The sequence below is a fragment of the Streptomyces sp. NBC_00086 genome (genome assembly GCF_026343255.1).
Lineage (GTDB): Bacteria > Actinomycetota > Actinomycetes > Streptomycetales > Streptomycetaceae > Streptomyces.
In genome coordinates this window covers 819607-837439 of sequence record NZ_JAPELZ010000001.1, presented here as the reverse complement: position 1 = coordinate 837439, position 17833 = coordinate 819607, and the positions used below count along the sequence as shown (strand labels likewise).

At 72.1% G+C, this 17833-nt stretch carries 15 protein-coding genes; 9 read left to right on the top strand and 6 right to left on the bottom strand.

What is annotated here, in order from left to right; genetic code table 11:
- The first annotated feature begins 101 nt into the window (after positions 1–101).
- The gene (locus OG276_RS03840; RefSeq protein WP_266902716.1) at positions 102–1541 is read left to right on the top strand and encodes an aldehyde dehydrogenase family protein; all 1440 of its coding nucleotides are present in this window, start codon (positions 102–104) and stop codon (positions 1539–1541) included.
- A 38-nt stretch (positions 1542–1579) separates the two neighbouring features.
- Here the strand turns inward: OG276_RS03840 and OG276_RS03835 are convergent, their stop codons facing one another.
- Entirely contained in the window at positions 1580–2221 is a 642-nt protein-coding gene (locus tag OG276_RS03835; RefSeq protein WP_266902714.1) for a hypothetical protein, read from the bottom strand.
- Positions 2222–2271: 50 nt separating this feature from the next.
- Here OG276_RS03835 and OG276_RS03830 point away from each other — a divergent pair, with 50 nt between their 5' ends.
- Both OG276_RS03830 and OG276_RS03825 read left to right on the top strand, forming a co-directional pair.
- Positions 2272–2745, top strand: coding sequence for a thioredoxin family protein (locus tag OG276_RS03830; RefSeq protein WP_323182306.1), 474 nt, complete (start codon positions 2272–2274; stop codon positions 2743–2745).
- 39 nt (positions 2746–2784) lie between these two features.
- The gene (locus OG276_RS03825; protein ID WP_266902710.1) at positions 2785–4215 is read left to right on the top strand and encodes an NAD(P)/FAD-dependent oxidoreductase; all 1431 of its coding nucleotides are present in this window, start codon (positions 2785–2787) and stop codon (positions 4213–4215) included.
- A gap of 35 nt (positions 4216–4250) precedes the next feature.
- On the opposite strand, the gene OG276_RS03820 is transcribed toward OG276_RS03825, so the two are convergent.
- Both OG276_RS03820 and OG276_RS03815 read right to left on the bottom strand, forming a co-directional pair.
- Complete coding sequence (locus OG276_RS03820; protein WP_266902708.1) at positions 4251–4433, bottom strand: hypothetical protein; 183 nt, start codon at positions 4431–4433, stop codon at positions 4251–4253.
- Positions 4434–4503: 70 nt separating this feature from the next.
- Positions 4504–5685 (bottom strand): CdaR family transcriptional regulator, encoded by a 1182-nt coding sequence (locus OG276_RS03815; RefSeq protein WP_266902706.1) that lies wholly within the window; start codon positions 5683–5685, stop codon positions 4504–4506.
- A 152-nt stretch (positions 5686–5837) separates the two neighbouring features.
- Here OG276_RS03815 and OG276_RS03810 point away from each other — a divergent pair, with 152 nt between their 5' ends.
- Positions 5838–7370 (top strand): long-chain fatty acid--CoA ligase, encoded by a 1533-nt coding sequence (locus OG276_RS03810; RefSeq protein WP_266902704.1) that lies wholly within the window; start codon positions 5838–5840, stop codon positions 7368–7370.
- A gap of 104 nt (positions 7371–7474) precedes the next feature.
- Positions 7475–8623: a CdaR family transcriptional regulator gene (locus OG276_RS03805; protein ID WP_266902702.1), complete on the top strand. Its 1149-nt coding sequence runs from the start codon at positions 7475–7477 to the stop codon at positions 8621–8623.
- Positions 8624–8636: 13 nt separating this feature from the next.
- Here OG276_RS03805 and OG276_RS03800 read toward each other — a convergent pair whose 3' ends face one another.
- The 3 genes from OG276_RS03800 to OG276_RS03790 all read right to left on the bottom strand — a co-directional run bounded on the left by OG276_RS03800 (position 8637) and on the right by OG276_RS03790 (position 12480).
- On the bottom strand, positions 8637–10037 hold the full coding sequence (locus OG276_RS03800; protein WP_266902700.1) for a carboxylesterase/lipase family protein: 1401 nt from the start codon (positions 10035–10037) through the stop codon (positions 8637–8639).
- Between the two features lie 123 nt (positions 10038–10160).
- The gene (locus tag OG276_RS03795; protein ID WP_266902699.1) at positions 10161–11003 is read right to left on the bottom strand and encodes an acetylxylan esterase; all 843 of its coding nucleotides are present in this window, start codon (positions 11001–11003) and stop codon (positions 10161–10163) included.
- Positions 11004–11202: 199 nt separating this feature from the next.
- The gene (locus OG276_RS03790) at positions 11203–12480 is read right to left on the bottom strand and encodes an Nramp family divalent metal transporter (RefSeq protein ID WP_266902697.1); all 1278 of its coding nucleotides are present in this window, start codon (positions 12478–12480) and stop codon (positions 11203–11205) included.
- A 153-nt stretch (positions 12481–12633) separates the two neighbouring features.
- Between OG276_RS03790 and OG276_RS03785 the strand changes: the two genes are divergently transcribed.
- The 4 genes from OG276_RS03785 (at position 12634) to OG276_RS03770 (ending at position 17830) form a co-directional block, all read left to right on the top strand.
- Positions 12634–13287 (top strand): HAD family phosphatase, encoded by a 654-nt coding sequence (locus OG276_RS03785; RefSeq protein WP_266902695.1) that lies wholly within the window; start codon positions 12634–12636, stop codon positions 13285–13287.
- A gap of 129 nt (positions 13288–13416) precedes the next feature.
- A complete protein-coding gene (locus OG276_RS03780; protein WP_266902693.1) occupies positions 13417–15324 on the top strand; it encodes a PAS domain S-box protein in 1908 nt (635 codons plus the stop codon).
- Positions 15325–15650: 326 nt separating this feature from the next.
- Positions 15651–16370, top strand: coding sequence for a polyprenyl diphosphate synthase (gene uppS, locus OG276_RS03775; protein ID WP_266902691.1), 720 nt, complete (start codon positions 15651–15653; stop codon positions 16368–16370).
- Positions 16367–17830 carry an oxygenase MpaB family protein gene (locus tag OG276_RS03770; RefSeq protein ID WP_266902689.1) on the top strand — a complete coding sequence of 488 codons (1464 nt, stop codon included), beginning with the start codon at positions 16367–16369 and terminating at the stop codon, positions 17828–17830. Before uppS ends, OG276_RS03770 begins: the two co-directional genes overlap by 4 nt.
- Positions 17831–17833 lie beyond the last annotated feature (3 nt).

The window sequence follows — 17833 nt, the reverse complement described above, 5'->3', positions numbered from 1 at the left end:
CAACCGAAGAGAATTGATGCCTCCGGTGCGGTGGGGTGGCACGATGGCGCGTGCTGCCGCCACCCCCCCGCCACGCTCCCCGCACCCGGAGGCCCCGCGCCATGCCGCTCCTCGATCCGACGCTCTGGCAGGACGGACCCACCCTCACCGGAGGTACCGCCCCGGTCGTCGAACCCGCCACGGGCCAGACCCTCGCGACCATCGACCTGGCCTCCCCGGCCGACGTCGCGGAGGTCGCCGTACGGGCCCACGCGGCCCAGCGCGACTGGGCGCGGGCCACCCACCTGGAGCGGGCGGCCGTGCTGCGCCGGGCCGGTGACCTGTTCACCGCCCACGCGCAGGAGCTGCGGGACTGGCTGGTCCGGGAGTCCGGATCCATCCCCGGCAAGGCCGACTTCGAGCTGCACGTCGCCGCGCAGGAGTGCTACGAGGCCGCGGCCCTGGCCTCGCGCCCGGCCGGGCAGGTGCTGCCGAGCGAGGCGCCGCGGCTGTCGTTCACCCGCCGCGAACCGGTCGGTGTCGTGGGGGTGGTGGCGCCCTTCAATGCACCGCTGATCCTCTCGATCCGCTCGGTCGCGCCCGCGCTCGCCCTCGGCAACGCGGTGCTCCTCAAGCCGGACCGCCGCACCGCGGTCTGCGGCGGGCTCGCACTCGCCGCCGTCTTCGCGGCGGCCGGCCTGCCGGGCGGACTGCTGCACGTCCTGCCCGGCGGCGCCGAGACGGGCGCGGCGGTGGTCACCGACCCCCTGGTCAGGGTGGTCTCGTTCACCGGATCCACCGCGAGCGGCCGGGTCGTCGGTGAGCTGGCGGGCCGTCACCTCAAGCGTGCGCACCTGGAGTTGGGCGGCAACTCCGCGCTCGTCGTGCTCCGCGACGCCGATGTGGCGGCGGCCGTCGCACAGGCCTCCTGGGGCTCCTTCTTCCACCAGGGCCAGATCTGCATGACGGCGGGCCGGCACCTCGTGCACGCCTCGCTCTACGACGAGTACGTGGAGCGGCTCGCCGCCCGCGCGGAGGAGCTCGCGGTCGGAGACCCGTACCGCGAGCGGGTGCACCTGGGGCCGCTCATCGACCGGTCCCAGCTGGACCGGGTCCACGGCCTGGTGGAAGCCAGCACCGCGCAGGGCGCCAAACTCGTCGCGGGCGGCGCCCACCAGGACCTCTTCTACCGGCCCACGGTGCTGGCGGGCGCCGGAGACGACAGCCCCGCCTACGCGGAGGAGGTCTTCGGTCCGGTGGCGCCCGTACGGTCCTTCGCCACGGAGGACGAGGCCGTGGAGCTGGCCTCCGCGGGCCCCTACGGGCTCTCCCTCGGGATCGTGACCGGCGACGCGGCGCGCGGACTGGACCTGGCGGGGCGGATCCCGGTCGGGATCGCGCACGTCAACGACCAGACGGTCAACGACGAGGCGGTGGCTCCCTTCGGCGGCGTCGGCGCGTCCGGCACCGGCGCTCGCTTCGGCGGCGAGGCGAACCTCGACGCCTTCACCGAGCTGCGCTGGACCACGCTCCGCGCGACCCCGGGCGGGCATCCGTTCTAGGGCGACTGTTCTAGAGCAGCCGTTCTAGGGCAATCGTTCTAGGGAGTCTCCCCAGAGGCTTCGGCGCTTGCCCCGTCCGCGTGGTCATCCACGTGGTCATCCGCGTGCTCGTCGGAGTAATCGTCGGAGATGGAGAGCCGCCCGCGCCCGGGGAGCCGGACCGGAGCCGCCAGGGCCTGCTCGTAAGCCGGGCGCGGGAAGACGTAGGGCCCCAGGGCGAGGGTGCCCCACTCGGGACGGTAGGGCTGGTGGAAGCCGGACCAGGTGACGGTGTCCTGCGTCAGGGTGACGGTGGCCATCATGGGCCAGCACTCGTCCGTTCCGCAGATGCATCCGAGCAGGGCCATGGAGCCGGTCCCCGGCTCGCGCCGTTCCGGATCGGGGTCGCCGAGGAAGTGGCGGCGCGCGTGTGCGTCGTCGTCCATGACCAGGGGGGCGTGCTGGGTCATGAGGTACGCCTCCCGCCCGTCGGGGGGCTCCTCGGAGGTGTCCCACTCCTGCGACCAGCCGGCCCGGGTGGCCTCGGCGACGAGGGTGCGCAGGTCCGTACCGTCGATCCGGACACCCCAGGCCGCACGGTCCGGGTCCTCGCCGGGGTACAGCCGGCGGAGGAACTCCACGGTGTGCGGGGCGGCGGCAGCGGTGGCGGCGCCGGGGGAGACGGGGCCGGTGTGGTTCATGGGCTCATTGTGCTCATTTCGCGCATTGCGTGCATCGGGTGCGGTCAGGAATGCTTCGAGCCGGTCGTTCGTTCAGGGAAAACAAGCAGAACAGCACTCTGGAGGTCTGGAAAACCGTGGCTACTGTCGAACTCACCAAGGAGAACTTCGACCAGACGGTGAGCGAGAACTCGTTCGTCTTGATCGACTTCTGGGCGGGCTGGTGCCGCCCCTGCCTGCAGTTCGCCCCGGTCTACGAGAAGGCCGCCGAGGCCAATCCCGACCTGCTCTTCGCCAAGGTGGACACCGAGGCGCAGCAGGAGCTGGCCGCGGCCTTCCAGATCAGCTCGATCCCGACCCTCATGATCGTCCGGGATCAGGTCGCGATCTTCTCGCAGCCCGGCGCACTGCCCGAGGCGGCGCTGACCGACCTCATCACCCAGGCCCGCGCCCTGGACATGGACGAGGTCCGCACGAAGATCGCCGCCGAGCAGGCCGGCGCCGCCGGTGCCACGGCCGAGGAGCCCGGCACGCCGGACGCCTGATTACGTGACGGGCCCCCGTCGTGCGGTGAGACTGGCCCGATGAGCGAAGCGGTGGAGTACGACGTAGTGGTCCTCGGCGGGGGGCCGGCCGGCGAGAACGTCGTGGACCGGACCCGCGCCGCCGGGCTGAGCACGGCGCTGGTCGAGAGCGAGCTGGTGGGCGGCGAGTGCTCGTACTGGGCCTGCGTCCCCAGCAAGGCGCTGCTGCGCCCGGCGCTGGCCCGGGCCGACGCGCGCCGGGTGCCCGGTCTCGCGGAGGCCGTGGCCGGTCCCCTGGACGCGGAAGCGGTGTTCGCGCACCGGGACTACTGGACCGGGAGCTGGAAGGACGACGGCCAGATCGACTGGCTGGAGTCGGTCGGCGCCCACGTGTACCGGGGCCACGGGCGGCTGTACGGAGTCCGCAAGGTCGCCGTCACCAGCCCGGAGGGGGAGCACCACGTGCTCTCCGCCCGGCACGCGGTCGTCGTCGCGACCGGCACCCGGGCCGTGATCCCGGACCTGCCGGGCATGGGGGACGCCCGCCCGTGGACCAGCCGCGAGGCCACGTCGGCGCGGGCGGCGCCGGGCCGGCTGCTGATCGTCGGCGGGTCGGTGGTGGCCGCGGAGATGGCCACGGCCTGGCAGGCCCTCGGCTCCCAAGTGACCCTGCTCGTACGGGGGTCCGGGCTGCTGCCGCGCATGGAGCCCTTCGCCGGGGAGCTGGTCGCCGAGGCGCTGCGCGATGCCGGCGCGGTGGTCCGTACGGGAGTGGCCGTCGAGTCCGTCGTACGGGACGGCTCGACCGGGCCCGTCACCGTGCTGCTCGAAGGCGGCGAGACGCTGGAGGGCGACGAGCTGCTGGTGGCGACGGGGCGCTCCCCGCGCACCGAGGACATCGGCCTGGACACCGTCGGCCTCACTCCGGGCGGGTGGATCGCGGTGGACGACAGCTGCCGGGTCCCGGGGATCGACTGGCTGTACGCGGTGGGCGACGTGAACCACCGGGCCCTGCTCACCCATCAGGGGAAGTACCAGGCCCGGATCGTGGGCGCCGTCATCGCCGCCCGGGCGGCGGGCAACACGCCGCTCGACACCGGTCGTTGGGGCGCGCACGCGGCGACCGCCGACACGGAAGCCCTCCCGCAGGCCGTGTTCACCGACCCGGAGGCCGCATCGGTGGGCCTGACCCTCGCGGAGGCGGAGCGCGCCGGCCACCGGGTCCGGGCCGTGGACTACGACCTCGGCAAGGTCTCCGGAGCGGGTCTGTACGCAGACGGCTACCGGGGGCGGGCCCGCATGGTGGTGGACCTGGACCGCGAGATCCTGCTCGGCGTCACCTTCGTCGGACCGGGCGCGGCCGAACTCTTGCACGCGGCGACCATCGCGGTCGCGGGTCAGGTCCCGATCGAGCGGCTGTGGCACGCGGTTCCGGCGTTCCCGACGATCAGCGAGATCTGGCTGCGGCTGCTGGAGACGTACCGTAGTTAGGTTGGCGGGGCGCTCGCAGTGTCATGGGCGGGCGCTCAGCCGTGCTCGAACAGCTTGCGCCAGAAATTGTCGCGCACGTCGTTCAGCCAGTGGTTCCTGTTGCAGTGGAGCTTGGGCATCAGCAGGAAGCGCTGCGGTACGGGGCGCCGGCACCACTGGCACGGCCTCGTGCGCCGTGCCGATGAGGCCTGCGTCTGCGCGCTGTTCGTATCGACCATGGGTCCATTGAACCGCCCCGGGTGCCGTAAGTGCCCTGGGTTTCGTACTCAGTTGCCCGATCGTTCGTACTCAGGTCGCTGCTCCTCCCAGTGCCCGCAGGGCGAGCGCCCAGCCCAGCCGGGCCTCGCCGGATTCCGCCGACCAGCCGGTCAGTTCGGCGATGCGTCCGATGCGGCCCCGCACCGTATTGCGGTGGCAGTAGAGCCGCTCGGCGGTGCGGGAGGCCGAGCAGCCCTCGTCGAGCCAGACGCGCAGCGTCTCCAGCAGCACAGCCCTCTCCGAACCGCTGCGCAGGACACCGTCGAGATAGCGCCCCACCGTTCGTCGAGCGATCTCCGGGTCGGCGCAGAGCACGGCGTGCACCAGCCGGTCGTCGAGCGCCGCGACCTGCCCGGTGCCCTGCGGGAGGGTCGCGAGCGCACGCCCCGCCAGCCGCAGCCCCCGGTCGGCCGCGGTCAGCTCCTCGAACGGCGGCGAAATCCCCGCGGCGCAGCGCACCGCCCCCCGGAGGATCCGCGTCAACTCCTCGGGCACTGTGGAGCCGAGCCGCACCAGGCCGGCGAGGACCTCCGTGCGCGGCCGCCAGAACGACCACAGCCCGGCAGCTTCCAGCGCGGGCCCCGGCTCGGCCGGCGACGCCGGGTTCTGGGCGACGACGACCACGGCGTACAGGTCGCGCGAGGGCACCCCGAGGGCCGTGGCCGCCGCGGCGGCCACCGCCGGGTCGCTGCCGCGCCCGTCGAGCAACGCCTCGAAGAGGGATCCGCGCCGGGAGTCCTCCCGGTGCTGCAACTCCACGGTGGTGAGTCCGTACGCGTCGGCCATGGCGGACGAGAACCGGTCGATGGTCTCCCACAGGGCGCCGGCGATGTCGCCGAGCATCGCCTGCTGTGCCGGCGGCCGGTCGCGCATCCGGTCCGCCAGCGCCTGCCAGATGACCCGGCCGCCGCGCCGGAACGCCTGGAGCACGGTGGCCAGCGGGACGCCCTGCTCGGCGCGGAGCCGTCCGGTCTCGGTGGCGGCGGCCTCGATGTGGCGGCCGCCGGACGGCAGCTCGCCGAAATCGTTGAGCGCCAGTTCCACGTTGCGGCGGCAGGTCACCCGCAGATCCGCATGGGAGACGGTCCGGCCGGACGCGTAGAAGGGGCTGTGCGCGCGGATGTCGGCGGTCAGGGCATCGGTGAGGCGGCCGATGTCCGCGAGCAGAGCCGTCGCAAGCTGCCGACGCAGCGTCCGCTCCTCGTCGTTCATGGCAGCAGGTTAGGCATATGCACCGTCCGCGCGGAAGCCCGGGTGCCTACGCCCAGACGGACGGTACGAACGGTGTGCGGATGCACATGGCCGCGCAGTGGACCCGTCCCCGATTCTGACGGTGCCGCCACCACCCGCATGAAGGAGCCACCGTGCAGCTCAGCGTCGCCACCCTGCTCTCCGACTCGGCCCGCCGCCACCCCGACCGCATCGCCGTCGTCGAGGGGGAGCTGCGCCTCACCTACGCGCGCCTGTGGGACGAGGTCCTGGGCTTCGCCGCCGTCCTCCGGGCCCGCGGGATCGGCCCCGGCGACCGGGTGGCGGTGCTGCTGGCGAACACCGCGGACTTCCCCCGCGCCTACTACGCGGTCCTCGCGGCCGGCGCGACCGTGGTACCGGTGCACGCACTGATGGTGGCCGACGAGGTGGCGTACGTACTGCGGCACAGCGGCGCCAGAGCGCTCGTCAGCGGAGGGGCCCTGCGGCCGGTGGCGCAGTCGGCCGCCGTCGCGGCGGGCATCGAGGTGCTTGAGGTCGGTGCCGGAGAGGAACGGCTGCCCTACGCGGCCGAGCGGACGGCGACGGCGACAGAGACAGAGACGGCGACAGAGACAGAGACGGCGACGGTGACGGCGACAGAGACCGCCGCCATCCTCTACACCAGCGGCACCACGGGCCGGCCCAAGGGGGCCCGGCTCACCCACCTCAACCTGGTCATGAACGCCACCGTCTGCGCGGGCGACCTGCTCGGCCTGACACCCGACGACACCGTGCTGGGCTGTCTGCCGCTGTTCCACAGCTACGGACAGAGCTGCGCGATGAACGCCACCCTGCGCGCCGGTGCCACCCTCGTCCTGCTGCCCCGCTTCAGCGGCCAGGCCGCCCTGGACACCATGATCCACGAGCGGGTCACCGTATTCATGGGGGTCCCGACGATGTACCACGCTCTCACCGGGGCCACCGCGGACGACCAACGACGCCCCGCGGCGCTCCGGGTGTGCGTCTCCGGCGGCGCGGCGCTCCCGGTCGCCCTGTTGGAGCGCTTCGAGGCGGCCTTCGGCACCGAGATCCTGGAGGGCTACGGGCTCACCGAGACCTCCCCGGCCGCCACCTTCAACCAGCGCACCACCGGCCGCCGTCCCGGGACCGTCGGCCACCCCGTGTGGGGCGTCGAGGCCGCGATCGCCGACCCCGAGCGGGAGCGGCACATAGCGCTCCTGCCGGACGGTGAGGTCGGCGAGGTGGTCATCCGCGGGCACAACGTCTTCGCCGGCTACCTCGACGACCCCGAGGCGAGCGCCGCGGTCCTGGTCGACGGCTGGTTCCGCACCGGCGACCTGGGCGTGCGCGACGAGGACGGCTTCCTCACCATCGTCGACCGCAAGAAGGACCTCATCATCCGGGGCGGCTACAACGTCTACCCCCGCGAGGTCGAGGAGGTGCTCGCCCGCCACCCCGCCGTCGCCGAGGTCGCCGTCATCGGACTGCCCGATCCGGCCCGGGGCGAGGAGGTCTGCGCCGTGGTGGTGCTGCGCGACGAAGTCACCGAGGAAGAGCTCGTGGCCTGGAGCCGGGAGCGCCTGGGCCGGCACAAGTACCCGCGGATCGTACGCTTCCTCCCCGAGTTGCCCCTGGGCCCCAGCGGCAAGGTGCTCAAGCGCGAGCTGCGAGAAGCCTGCGCATGAACGCGCGCCGCGAGCGGTTCGGGCACACGCCGCGCGCACGGCCCCCGTCGCCGGACCGGGAGCCGCGATTGACGGCACGGCCGGGGCGGTGTGACGATGCGCCGATGTCGGACCTGCACGCCCGGATGGCCGCCCGCGTCGGTGACCTCACCGCCGTCGTGGTCGCGCGCTGCGCGGCGGAGGCGCCGTTCTACGGGGCACTGCCCCGCGCCACCCTCCAGGGCGAGGTCGCGCGCTCCATCGAGGCGGTGCACGCGCTGCTGCTCAGGGCCCTGCGTGACGGGGGCGGGGGGTCGATGGGTCCGGGCGACCTGACCCGGCTCATCGAGTGGTCGGCGCGCCGGGCCGAGGAGCGCGTCCCCCTCGAAGCGGTGATCACCGCGTACCTGATCGGCGCCGAGGTGTGGTGGCAGACGCTGACCGAGGTCGCGGAGCCCGGAGAGCTGGCCGGAGCGGGCGGCAGGCTCCTCGCCTGCCTGCACGCCGCGCTGCCCGCGGTCGTCCTCGCCCACCAGAACGCCCAGGAGGACCTCCACAGCGAGGACAAGCGGGTACGCCGGGCCCTGCTCGGCGCCCTGCTGGCGGGACGGCCGTACGAGGAGCTGGCCGACGTGGCCCGGGTGTCGGTGGTGGGCGAGCACGAGGTGGTCGCCTTCGCGTTCGAGTCCGACCCGCCGACGAGGCTGGTGCAGTCCTCGCTCGACGCCTTCACCGGGATCCCCGTGCTGATGGACCACGTCTCCTGGATCGCCCTGCTGCCGGGCGGTACCGACGTGCCCGGCCTGGTGGCCCGGCTGGAGCAGGACGTGGGGCAGAGCGTGCGCGCCGCCGCCGCCCGCTCCGCCGTCCCGGCCGCCGTCCCGGCGGCGGCGCAGGAGGCCGGCCGCGTACTGGACCTCGTACTGCGCCTGGGACGCCCGCCCGGGTGTTACCGCCTCGACGACGTGCTGCTGGAGCACCAGATCGCGCGCCCCGGGGACGGCCTCGTACGGCTGGCGGCCAAGCTCGACCCCTTGGAGGAGCACCCCTTTCTGCTCGAGACGCTGCGCGTGTTCGTGGAGCACGGGCTCAACCGCCGCCGGACGGCGTCGGATCTGTGCGTGCACCGCAACACCCTGGACTACCGGCTGCAGCGAGTGAGCACGCTGACCGGCCTCGACCTCGCGGTTCCCGCACAGGCCCGGCTGATCCAGGCAGCGCTCGTCGCCAGGGACCTGGCCGGGCCCGCGGATCACCGTGGCATCGCCGGATGACGCCCGTCGGCGGTCACAGCCAGGCGCGGAGTTCCTCGTGCCGGGGCGCGAGGACCGGGCCGGAGCCGGGGTGGTCGAAGACCATGACGGGCCGGTCCGCGTTCCAGCCCGGCCAGCCCGGGTCTCCCGTGGCGGCGAAGGCGACCCAGGCGCGGTGCATGGCGTCCGCCAGTGGCTGGGGGGCGTCCGGCCCGGTCAGGCCCTCGGCGGCGCGCAGGTTGTCGAAGACGAAGCCGAGTTCCAGCGCGTGGCACGCGCCGAGCCCCATCACGGGCGAGCGCCAGGCGAACTCGTAGACGAAGGTGCGGTCGGGCCGGGAGTCGGCCAGGCGGTTGAGGGGGCCCCGCAGCAGCAGGTCGGTGGCCATCTCCCCGAGGAGCTCACCGGGTTTGGCGTGCGGTCGGGTGGCTCCGTACAGCCGTGCCACCCGCCGCGGGACACGGAACTTGAGCAGGGCGAGCCGCAGGGTGAGCCGGCTGACGCGGTCCACCGTGCCGCCGGGTACGAACCACAGCCGGTACTCCTCCCGGTTGCATCCCAGCAGCAGGTCGGCCCGGGGAAGGGGCGGGTCGGCGGGTACGAGGTCGCCGTCGGCCACGATGTGGAACCCGGGACCGCCGCCGATGGGGTCCGACCGGTCGACCACCGCTGCCTGCGCGTCCAGCAGCAGGTCCCGGTCCACGCCGGCGAACGCCTCGGCGGTGGCCGGGATCCGCAGTCTCTTCGCCATCGCCCGCACCGCCTTCGCGCCCTCGCGGCGCGACACCGTGTGCGGGGGGCCGCTCTGCAGGATCGCCCGGCGGAACAGTCCGGACGCGGCGGGGCTGGTCATGAGGGCCGCGATGCTGATCGCCCCGGCGGACTCCCCGCACACGGTGACGTTCGCCGGATCCCCACCGAAGGAGGCGATGTTGTCGCGGACCCAGAGCAGGGCCGCGACCTGGTCGAGGAGGCCCCGGTTGGCGGGGGCGTCGGGGAAGACCCCGAACCCCTCGACGCCGAGCCGGTAGTTGACGGAGACGAGGACCACTCCGTCGCGGGCGAAGGCGGCCCCGTCGTAGAGCGGCAGGCTCGCCGAGCCGTTGCGCAGGGAACCACCGTGGATCCAGACCATGACCGGCAGCCGGCCCTCGCCGGCGGACGGCGTCCAGACGTTGAGGTTGAGACAGTCGTCCCCGGCGATGGAGGGGTCGGGTATCAGCCGGTCGAGGGGCGGACGGTAGGGGCGCTTGGGGGCGGTGGGCCCGTACTCCAGCGCGTCTCGCACCCCTTCCCAGGGCTCGACCGGGGCGGGAGCGCGGAAGCGGTGGGGGCCGAAGGGCGGAGCGGCGTACGGGATGCCGAGGAAGGTGGCGATCCCGTTGTGGAAACGGCCCCGGACCTTGCCCTGCCCGGTGGTCGCGATGAGATCCATCGCAGTCCTTTCGTGTGAGGAGGGCCGCCCGCCCCGGCCGTACGGCGTCGGGGACGGGGGCGGGCGGCGACGTGCGGATCGGGTCGGCCACCGGTCAGGGCGGAAGAAGTCTCCGGGGACGGGTCACTGGGCGACGAGGCCGTTGCGACGGACGTCGGACCAGGTGCCGCTGTCGGTACAGATCCCGCAGCCGGCCCCGAAGAACTGGGCACGCGCGGCCTGATCTCCCATCAGGTGCGCCTTGAACCAGGCGGTGGTGGGCGCGGCGAACGGGCCGGGGTCGCCCACGACCGTGAAGTGGTCGGCGCCGCGCAGTTCCCCGTAGACGGCCGGGATGTGGTCGGCGGCGTCGTAGAAGGCCCTGACCAGGAAGGGGAAGACGATGCTGTCCTTCTGTCCGGCCAGGAGGAGTGCGGGTACGTGCACCTCGTTGATGTTGGCGAGCGGCCCGGGCTGGATGGGCAGGATGGTGTCGATGCGCGGGTCCGCGCCGACGACGATGGCGGCGGCTCCGCCCTGCGAGTGGCCGGACGCGCCGATGTGCTCCAGATCGACGTGGTCGTGGAAGGCGCTGCCGGGATCGGCGTTCCGGCGCGTGAGCAGGTCGATGCCGGCGCGCATGGAGACGCCGAGGTTCGACTGGGGGGTGTTGGCGGCGGCGACGATGAAGCCCTGGCCGGCCCAGTGCAGCAGCAGGTCGCGGTAGACGACGGGGAAGGCGAAGGTGCCGTTTCCCCACACGATGACGGGGTGGCGGCGGTTGCTGGTCGCGATGTCGCGCGGGTAGTAGAGGGTGGTCACGACCCCGACTTCCACGGCGGTGGCGTAGGGGCCGGGAGCACCGTAGTCGGCCGCGACCGCTTCGGAAGCGGAACCGGCGGGCGCCGCTGCCGCACCCGCGCCGGCGGAGGCCGTCAGCACCAGCACGAGCGAGGTCAGAGGGACGAGCAGTTTTCTCCAGAGCACGGTCGACTCCCCATGTCGTCACGGTGAACCGGATGTCACATCCGGCTCACACCTTGTTTGATCGCACATCCTGGAGCACGGTTCGAAGCCCGTCTCTGCGCAATCGCGGCAAGCCGTGGGGCCGGAGTTCGTGCAACCTGCCGAGAGGCGACGGTGTGCAGGGGGTGCCATGCTCGGTTCCGCAGCTGCTGCGTGAGCGCTACCGGAGCAGGTCCCACAGTTGCTGGACGCACAGCACCACGAACAACAGGCCGGCGGCCCCCAGCATCGCGTTGCTCAGCAGGCCGTTGCGCCACTGGACCGGTGTGCGCGAGGAGTTGAGCAGCCACAGCAGCGTCAGGGCGAGGAAGGGCATGAAGAGTGCGCCGATCACTCCGTACACGACGATGAGCCCGAAGGGCTGGTCCAGGAAGAGCAGGCTGATGGGCGGGAAGGTGAGCCAGAGCAGATAGACCCGGAAGGGCAGGGACCTCGCCGGGTTCGTCCCGGCCGGGACGAGCGACGGCCGGAACTTCGCGGCGAAGTCGGCGAACATCAGGCTCACTCCGTGCCACACGCCGATCAGGGACGTGAAGGACGTGGCGAAGAACCCGACCAGGAAGAGCTTGGCGGTCCCCCTTCCGTAGCGCTCCTCCAGGACGGCACTCAGATCGAGCAGCCCCTTGTCGCCCTTGGCCAGGGCCACGCCGGACGAGTGCAGCAGCTCGGCCCCGACGATGAGCATGGCCACCACGAAGATCCCGGTGGTGAGGTAGGCGACGCGGTTGTCGAGCCGCATCACCTTCATCCAGCTCGTGTTCGTCCAGCCCTTCGCGTTCACCCAGTAGCCGTACGCGGCGAGGGTGATCGTGCCGCCCACGCCGCCGATCAGCCCGAGCGTGTAGACCAGCGACCCGTCCGGCAGTACGGGCGCGAGGCCGGCGAAGGCCGCGTCGAGCCGGGGCGTGACGCGGATCGCGAGGTACACGGTGACCAGGAACATCACGCCGACCAGGACGGTCATGACCTTCTCGAAGACGGCGTACCTGTTGAACCAGACGAAGACCAGCCCGGCCAGACCGCACAGCACGGCCCAGAGCTTGAGGTCCATGACGTCCGGGAAGAGCGCGGCCAGCGGGAGCGCACTGGAGGACATCGCGGCGGCGCCGTAGACGAAGCCCCAGATGACGACGTACCCCGCGAAGTAGACGGTGGTCCAGGAGCCGAGGCTGTGCCAGCCGTCGAAGAGGGTACGGCCGGTCGCGAGGTGCCAGCGGCCGGCCGCCTCGGCGAGCGAGATCTTGACGAGGCATCCGATGACCGCGGCCCACAGCAGTGTGTAGCCGAACTTGCTGCCCGCGAGGAGCGTGGCAACGAGGTCGCCGGCCCCGACGCCGGTCGCCGCCACGACGATTCCGGGGCCGATGGATCGCCAACTCGCTTTGCGCGGAGCGTGGTTTTCGCTTCCCACGGTGTCCGTCCGCGTGGTGTCCGCCATGTGTGGCTGCCTTCCCGTTCGCCCCCTGAGTGACGGGAGTCACCAAAACGGTTCGGCGGCGGTCGCGCAAGAGGCCCTCCGCCCCCGTGCGGTGGGTCCAGGGCCGTGGGTCCCGGGCCGTGGGTCCTGGGAGAGCCCACTTATCCTGCGGGGATGGCCCACCCCATTGAACTCGTCATATTCGACTGCGACGGCGTGCTGGTCGACAGCGAACGCATCGCGGTGCGCGTGGATGCACTCGTCCTGGCCAAGCTGGGATGGAGCCTCACCGAAGCCGAGATCGTCGACCGGTTCATGGGCCGTTCGAGTCAGTCGATGACGAAGGAGATAGAGGCCCACCTCGGGTACGGCCTGCCGGCCGACTGGGAGGAGGAGTTCGAGCCCCTCTACCGCGATGCGCTCGCCGCCGAACTCACCCCCGTCCCCGGCATCGTCGACGCCCTCGATGCCCTCACGGGTCTCCCCACCTGCGTGGCATCCAGCGGGAGCCACGACAAGATGCGTTTCACACTGGGACTCACCGGTCTCCACCCGCGCTTCGAAGGCCGCATCTTCAGCGCCACCGAGGTCAAGCACGGCAAACCGGCCCCGGATCTGTTCCTCCACGCCGCGCGACGGATGGGGATCGCGCCTGAGGCATGCGCCGTGGTCGAGGACAGCCAGTACGGTCTTCAAGCAGCCCGAGCCGCAGGCATGCGAGCGTTCGCCTACGCCGGGGGGATGGTTCCCGCGGACCGCCTCGAAGGCCCCGGCACCGTCGTCTTCGACGACATGCGCGGACTGCCCGGCCTCCTCGCGGATCAGTGATCGCGGCCGGCTCCTGCCCGTGGTCGCACCCGGTCATTTGCGCACATGTTCCAGTCAACAGGTGAGGTGACGTGTGAGGGCGTGATCGGATGTCGCTTTCGGTGGTGTTCGGCGAGTGCTAGGCGCGACATGACGACAACGACCGAGGAACCCTTCCGCGCCCTTCTGGAAGCGGCACCGGACGCGATGGTGATCGTGGACGACGCGGGTGTGATCCGGCTGGTGAACGCCCAGACGGAAGCACTGTTCGGCCACCCCCGGCAGGAGTTGCTCGGCCGGTCCATCGACGTCCTGGTACCCGAGCGTTTCCGCGGGCTCCACCCGAGCCACCGGCTCGGCTACGCGGCCAGCCGTCAGGTCCGGCCCATGGGGGCGGGCCTGGAGCTGTACGGGCTGTGCCGGGACGGGCGCGAGTTCCCCGTCGAGATCAGCCTCAGCCCCCTGCAGACCGCCGACGGCCTGCTCATCTCCGCGGCCGTACGCGACGTGAGCGAGCGCAAGGCGGCCGAGGAGCTGTTCCGGGCACTCCTGGAGGCCGCCCCCGACGCGATGGTCATCGTCGACGACCACGGCACGATCCAACTCGTCAACGCCCAGACGGAAGCACTCTTCGGTCACACCCGGGCAGATCTCCTGGGCCGGCCCGTCGAGATCCTCGTCCCGGAGAGGTTCCGCGGTCATCACTCCCACTTCCGGCAGGGCTACTTCGTCGACCGCCAGGTCAGACCCATGGGCGCCGGGCTGGAACTGCACGGGCTGTGCCGGGACGGGCGCGAGTTCCCCGTCGAGATCAGCCTCAGCCCCCTGGAAACCCCGGACGGAACGCTCGTGTCGGCCGCCATCCGCGACGTCAGCGACCGCAAGGCCGCCGAGGACAAGCTCGCCGAACTCTACGAACAGCAGCGCCACGTCGCCCTCACCCTGCAGCGCAGCCTCATGGGATCGCCCGCGGCGGTCCCGGGGATGCCGACGGCGAGCCGGTACTTTCCGGCTCGCCAGGGCGCGGGTGTGGGCGGCGACTGGTTCGACCTGATCCCCCTGGGAGGCGGCCGCGTCGGTGTCATGATCGGCGATGTCATGGGCCGCGGACTGGAGGCCGCCGCCGTCATGGGCCAACTCCGCTCGGCCTCACACGCGCTGGCCAAGACCGGCATGCCGCCCTGGCAGCTGATGCGCGCCCTCGACGCGGTGGTCAGCGAACTCCCGGATCAGTTCGTCACCTGCTGCTACCTGGTCGTCGATGCGGACGCCGCGGAGCTGACCGTCTGCTCGGCCGGGCACCTCCCCTTGCTCCTCGCCGCCCCCGACGGCCAGGTGAGTCGCCTCGCCGTCGACGTCAGCGTGCCGCTCGGCGTCGGCGAGGTACCACACCACGAGAGCCGCCACGCCGTGGAACCCGGCTCGGTCCTCGCCCTCTACACCGACGGACTGGTCGAAACCCCGGGCAGCGACATCGAGGAACAAGTCGACCGGCTGTCCTCGGCACTGGGCAAGACCTGCACCCATGTCGACGGCCTGGAAGTGATGGCCGACTGCCTCCTCGGCGAGATGCTCCCCGACGCCGACGACTACGCGGACGACGTCACCCTGCTCCTCGTTCACATCCCCGATTCACCGGTGACCTCGCAGAGCGTGGTGCTGCCCGCCCAGCCCAGCAGCGTCGGCGCCGGCCGCCGTTTCCTGCGCTCCACCCTCGGCGTGTGGGGGAGGGGCGACGACCAGCTGTGCGACACCGCGTGCCTGCTCGCGTCGGAACTCCTCTCCAACGCGGTGAACCACAGCTGCGGCCCGGTCCGGCTGCGCGTGAGACAGGCGGGGCGCGAACTCAGCGTCGAAGTGTGCGACGGAAGCCCCGTACTCCCGCAGGCGAGGTTCGCCCCGCACGACGCCGAGTCCGGACGGGGACTGCTCCTGGTCGACTCCCTCGCTGAGGCCTGGGGCACCCTGCCCACGGCCGAGGGCAAAGCCGTCTGGTTCTCCCTCCCCCTGCCCGCACCGGGGAGTGGGAAGGAGAAGCCTTCCGAACATCGACTCTGAACCTTGAAAGACCCGTGCGCGAGCGAGTCCGCTGCTTCACCACGCGGACGGAATCGAACGTACGGGTCAAAGGTGATGGCCACTCGTTCGGCCGATCACGGCCCTTTCGCCCTGCCAGACTCCGGGGGCGGAATGCGCTGGTGGGGATCGGGCGAGGCGGGGTGGGCGTGAAAGAGCACGGTACGGCTGGTCACGCCGCTCCGGACGGGGCGGGGCCGGGCGTGACGGACCGCGGAGTCCCGCGCGCACGTGCGGTGATGGAGGGTCCGCCGGACGGGCCACAGAGCGGCAGCGGACCCGGTGGGCACTGGCAGGAGGAACGGGCGTTGCGTGCGGGGCCGCGGCATGTGGCCTGCGTCATGGACGGCAACGGGCGTTGGGCGCAACGGCGTTCGCTTCCCCGTACGGCGGGTCACCGGGCGGCCGAGGCCGCGGTCATCGATGTCATCGAGGCGGCTCGGGCCGCCGGCGTGGAGTGGCTCAGCCTGTACGCGTTCTCCACCGAGAACTGGAACCGCCCCGGCAGCGAAGTCGAATTCCTGATGAGTCTGGTGCGGCGGGTCGTGCGCAAGCATGCACCGCTGCTGCTCGCGCGCGGTATCCGCTGCCGCTTCCTCGGGGTCAGCGACCCGCGGATCCCCCGGGCACTGGCCCAGGACTTCGAGGACGTGGCGCTCCTGACCGCCGAGAACCGGGGGATGACGCTGACCGTCGCCTTCGACCACGGGGGGCGCCGGGACATCGTGGAGGCCGCGAGGTCGCTGATCCTCAGCGGGACGCCCGCCGACGAGGTGACCGAACGCCTCTTCGCGGACCACCTGCCCTTCCCCGACACTCCCGACGTGGATCTGGTCGTCCGTACCTCCGGTGAGCAGCGCATCTCCAACTTCATGCTCTGGCAGGTCGCCTACGCCGAGTGGGTCTTCCCCGAGGTGCTCTGGCCGGACTTCCGCGCCCCCGACTTCCTCGCCTGCCTGCACACCTACCGGCGCCGCGACCGCCGCTTCGGCGGCGTGCCCGCCCGGACGAACGGAGACCCGTCTTGATCACCGACACCACCGGAACGGCCGATGAGGCGCCCCTGTTCGGGCCGGATTCGCAGTTCGGCGCCTTCTTCGACGACCCGCGCTGGGCATTGGCCATCATCCGCGCCACCGTCCTGGAGGCAGCTCACCCGCAGATCGGCGCCGCCCTCGCCGACAACTCCACCTTCGTCACCCATCCCTGGCGCCGACTGCGCAACACCTTCCTCAGCATGCGGCGCATGTTCGCCGCCGACCCGGCGGAACGCGAACGGGAGGCCGCCCGGCTCAACCGGCTGCACGCCCGCATGAGCGGATCCGACTCCCGCGGGCGCGCCTACGACGCCATGGACCGCGCGACCCGCGCCTGGGTGGTCGCCACCCTCTTCGAGAGCGCCGTCACCATGTGCCGGCTGAGCGGCCAGCCGCTCGACCAGGACACGATGGAGCGGATGTACGCCGAGTACCGTGCGTACCTCGCCGCGCTCGACGGCGACGCCGCGGAACTCCCCGAGGACCTGAACGACTTCTGGCGGTACTTCGACCGGGTCGTCGAGAACGAGCTGGAGAACACCGAGGCGGTCCGCGTCATCCTCTACCGGCTCTTCGACCACCTTCCCGCTCCCGCGCTGCTCGACGGCGCGCCGACGCTGTGGGCGGCCGGCCGCGCCGTGGTCGGTCCGCTCCTGGGCGCGATCACCGTCGCCTCGCTCCCCGAGCCCTACCGGCGCCGGTCCGGCCTGCCCGAGATGCCGGGCGCCGCGACCCTCATGCAGGGCGCGTACCTCGCTGCGGGGCTCACCCGATTCCTGCCCGAGGGCTGGATCAACGCCGAGAGCATCATCGAAGCCCTCTCGCTCTCGCCCGACAGCGATGACCCCCGTGCCCGCACCTTGACCGCCCTGCGCGCCCGCATGAAGCGGGCATCGGCCCTGCTCCGCCTCCTCACACCGCTCAGCGGCGACGCCGACTTCGAACCGGCACCCCCGAGGGGAACGGACGAGAACCGACGCTCGGCGGAGGAGTTCTTCCGACAGGTGCTGGACCAGACGGGCGACGGCCACCTCGACTGGCCCGACCTCGCGGCCATGGCCCGCGAACTCTCCACCCGACTCGACCTGGACGAGCCCGAGGAGACCCGGCTCTACGATGCCTTCGCCGCCTGGTGGCGCGAACTCCAGGCCGCCCTCGACACGGACGGCGACGGCCGCGTCAGCGCCGAAGAGTACGCGACCGCCGTCCCCTCCCTCGCCGGACCCGCGCTCATCCGGGTTGCCGAGGTCCTCTTCGACGCCACCGACCAGGACGGCAACGGGAGCATCGACGCGGACGAGTACCGAACCCTCTTCCGTACCGCCTTCCACCGCGACCTCGTCACCACCGGCGGCGCCCACGGCAAGAGCGCCTTCGTCGGCGACTTCCTCTCCTTCATGGCCGGCCGCCGCGCGGGTACGCCGTACGACCCCCTCTTCGCCGACGCCTGACGA

Bases quoted from the DNA above. Each gene is read 5' to 3' on its own strand.
- OG276_RS03840 (WP_266902716.1), top strand. From the start codon at position 102: ATGCCGCTCCTCGATCCGACGCTCTGGCAGGACGGACCCACCCTCACC.
- OG276_RS03835 (WP_266902714.1), bottom strand. From the start codon at position 2,221: ATGAACCACACCGGCCCCGTCTCCCCCGGCGCCGCCACCGCTGCCGCC.
- OG276_RS03830 (WP_323182306.1), top strand. From the start codon at position 2,272: ATGCTTCGAGCCGGTCGTTCGTTCAGGGAAAACAAGCAGAACAGCACT.
- OG276_RS03825 (WP_266902710.1), top strand. From the start codon at position 2,785: ATGAGCGAAGCGGTGGAGTACGACGTAGTGGTCCTCGGCGGGGGGCCG.
- OG276_RS03820 (WP_266902708.1), bottom strand. From the start codon at position 4,433: ATGGTCGATACGAACAGCGCGCAGACGCAGGCCTCATCGGCACGGCGC.
- OG276_RS03815 (WP_266902706.1), bottom strand. From the start codon at position 5,685: ATGAACGACGAGGAGCGGACGCTGCGTCGGCAGCTTGCGACGGCTCTG.
- OG276_RS03805 (WP_266902702.1), top strand. From the start codon at position 7,475: ATGTCGGACCTGCACGCCCGGATGGCCGCCCGCGTCGGTGACCTCACC.
- OG276_RS03800 (WP_266902700.1), bottom strand. From the start codon at position 10,037: ATGGATCTCATCGCGACCACCGGGCAGGGCAAGGTCCGGGGCCGTTTC.
- OG276_RS03790 (WP_266902697.1), bottom strand. From the start codon at position 12,480: ATGGCGGACACCACGCGGACGGACACCGTGGGAAGCGAAAACCACGCT.
- OG276_RS03785 (WP_266902695.1), top strand. From the start codon at position 12,634: ATGGCCCACCCCATTGAACTCGTCATATTCGACTGCGACGGCGTGCTG.
- OG276_RS03780 (WP_266902693.1), top strand. From the start codon at position 13,417: ATGACGACAACGACCGAGGAACCCTTCCGCGCCCTTCTGGAAGCGGCA.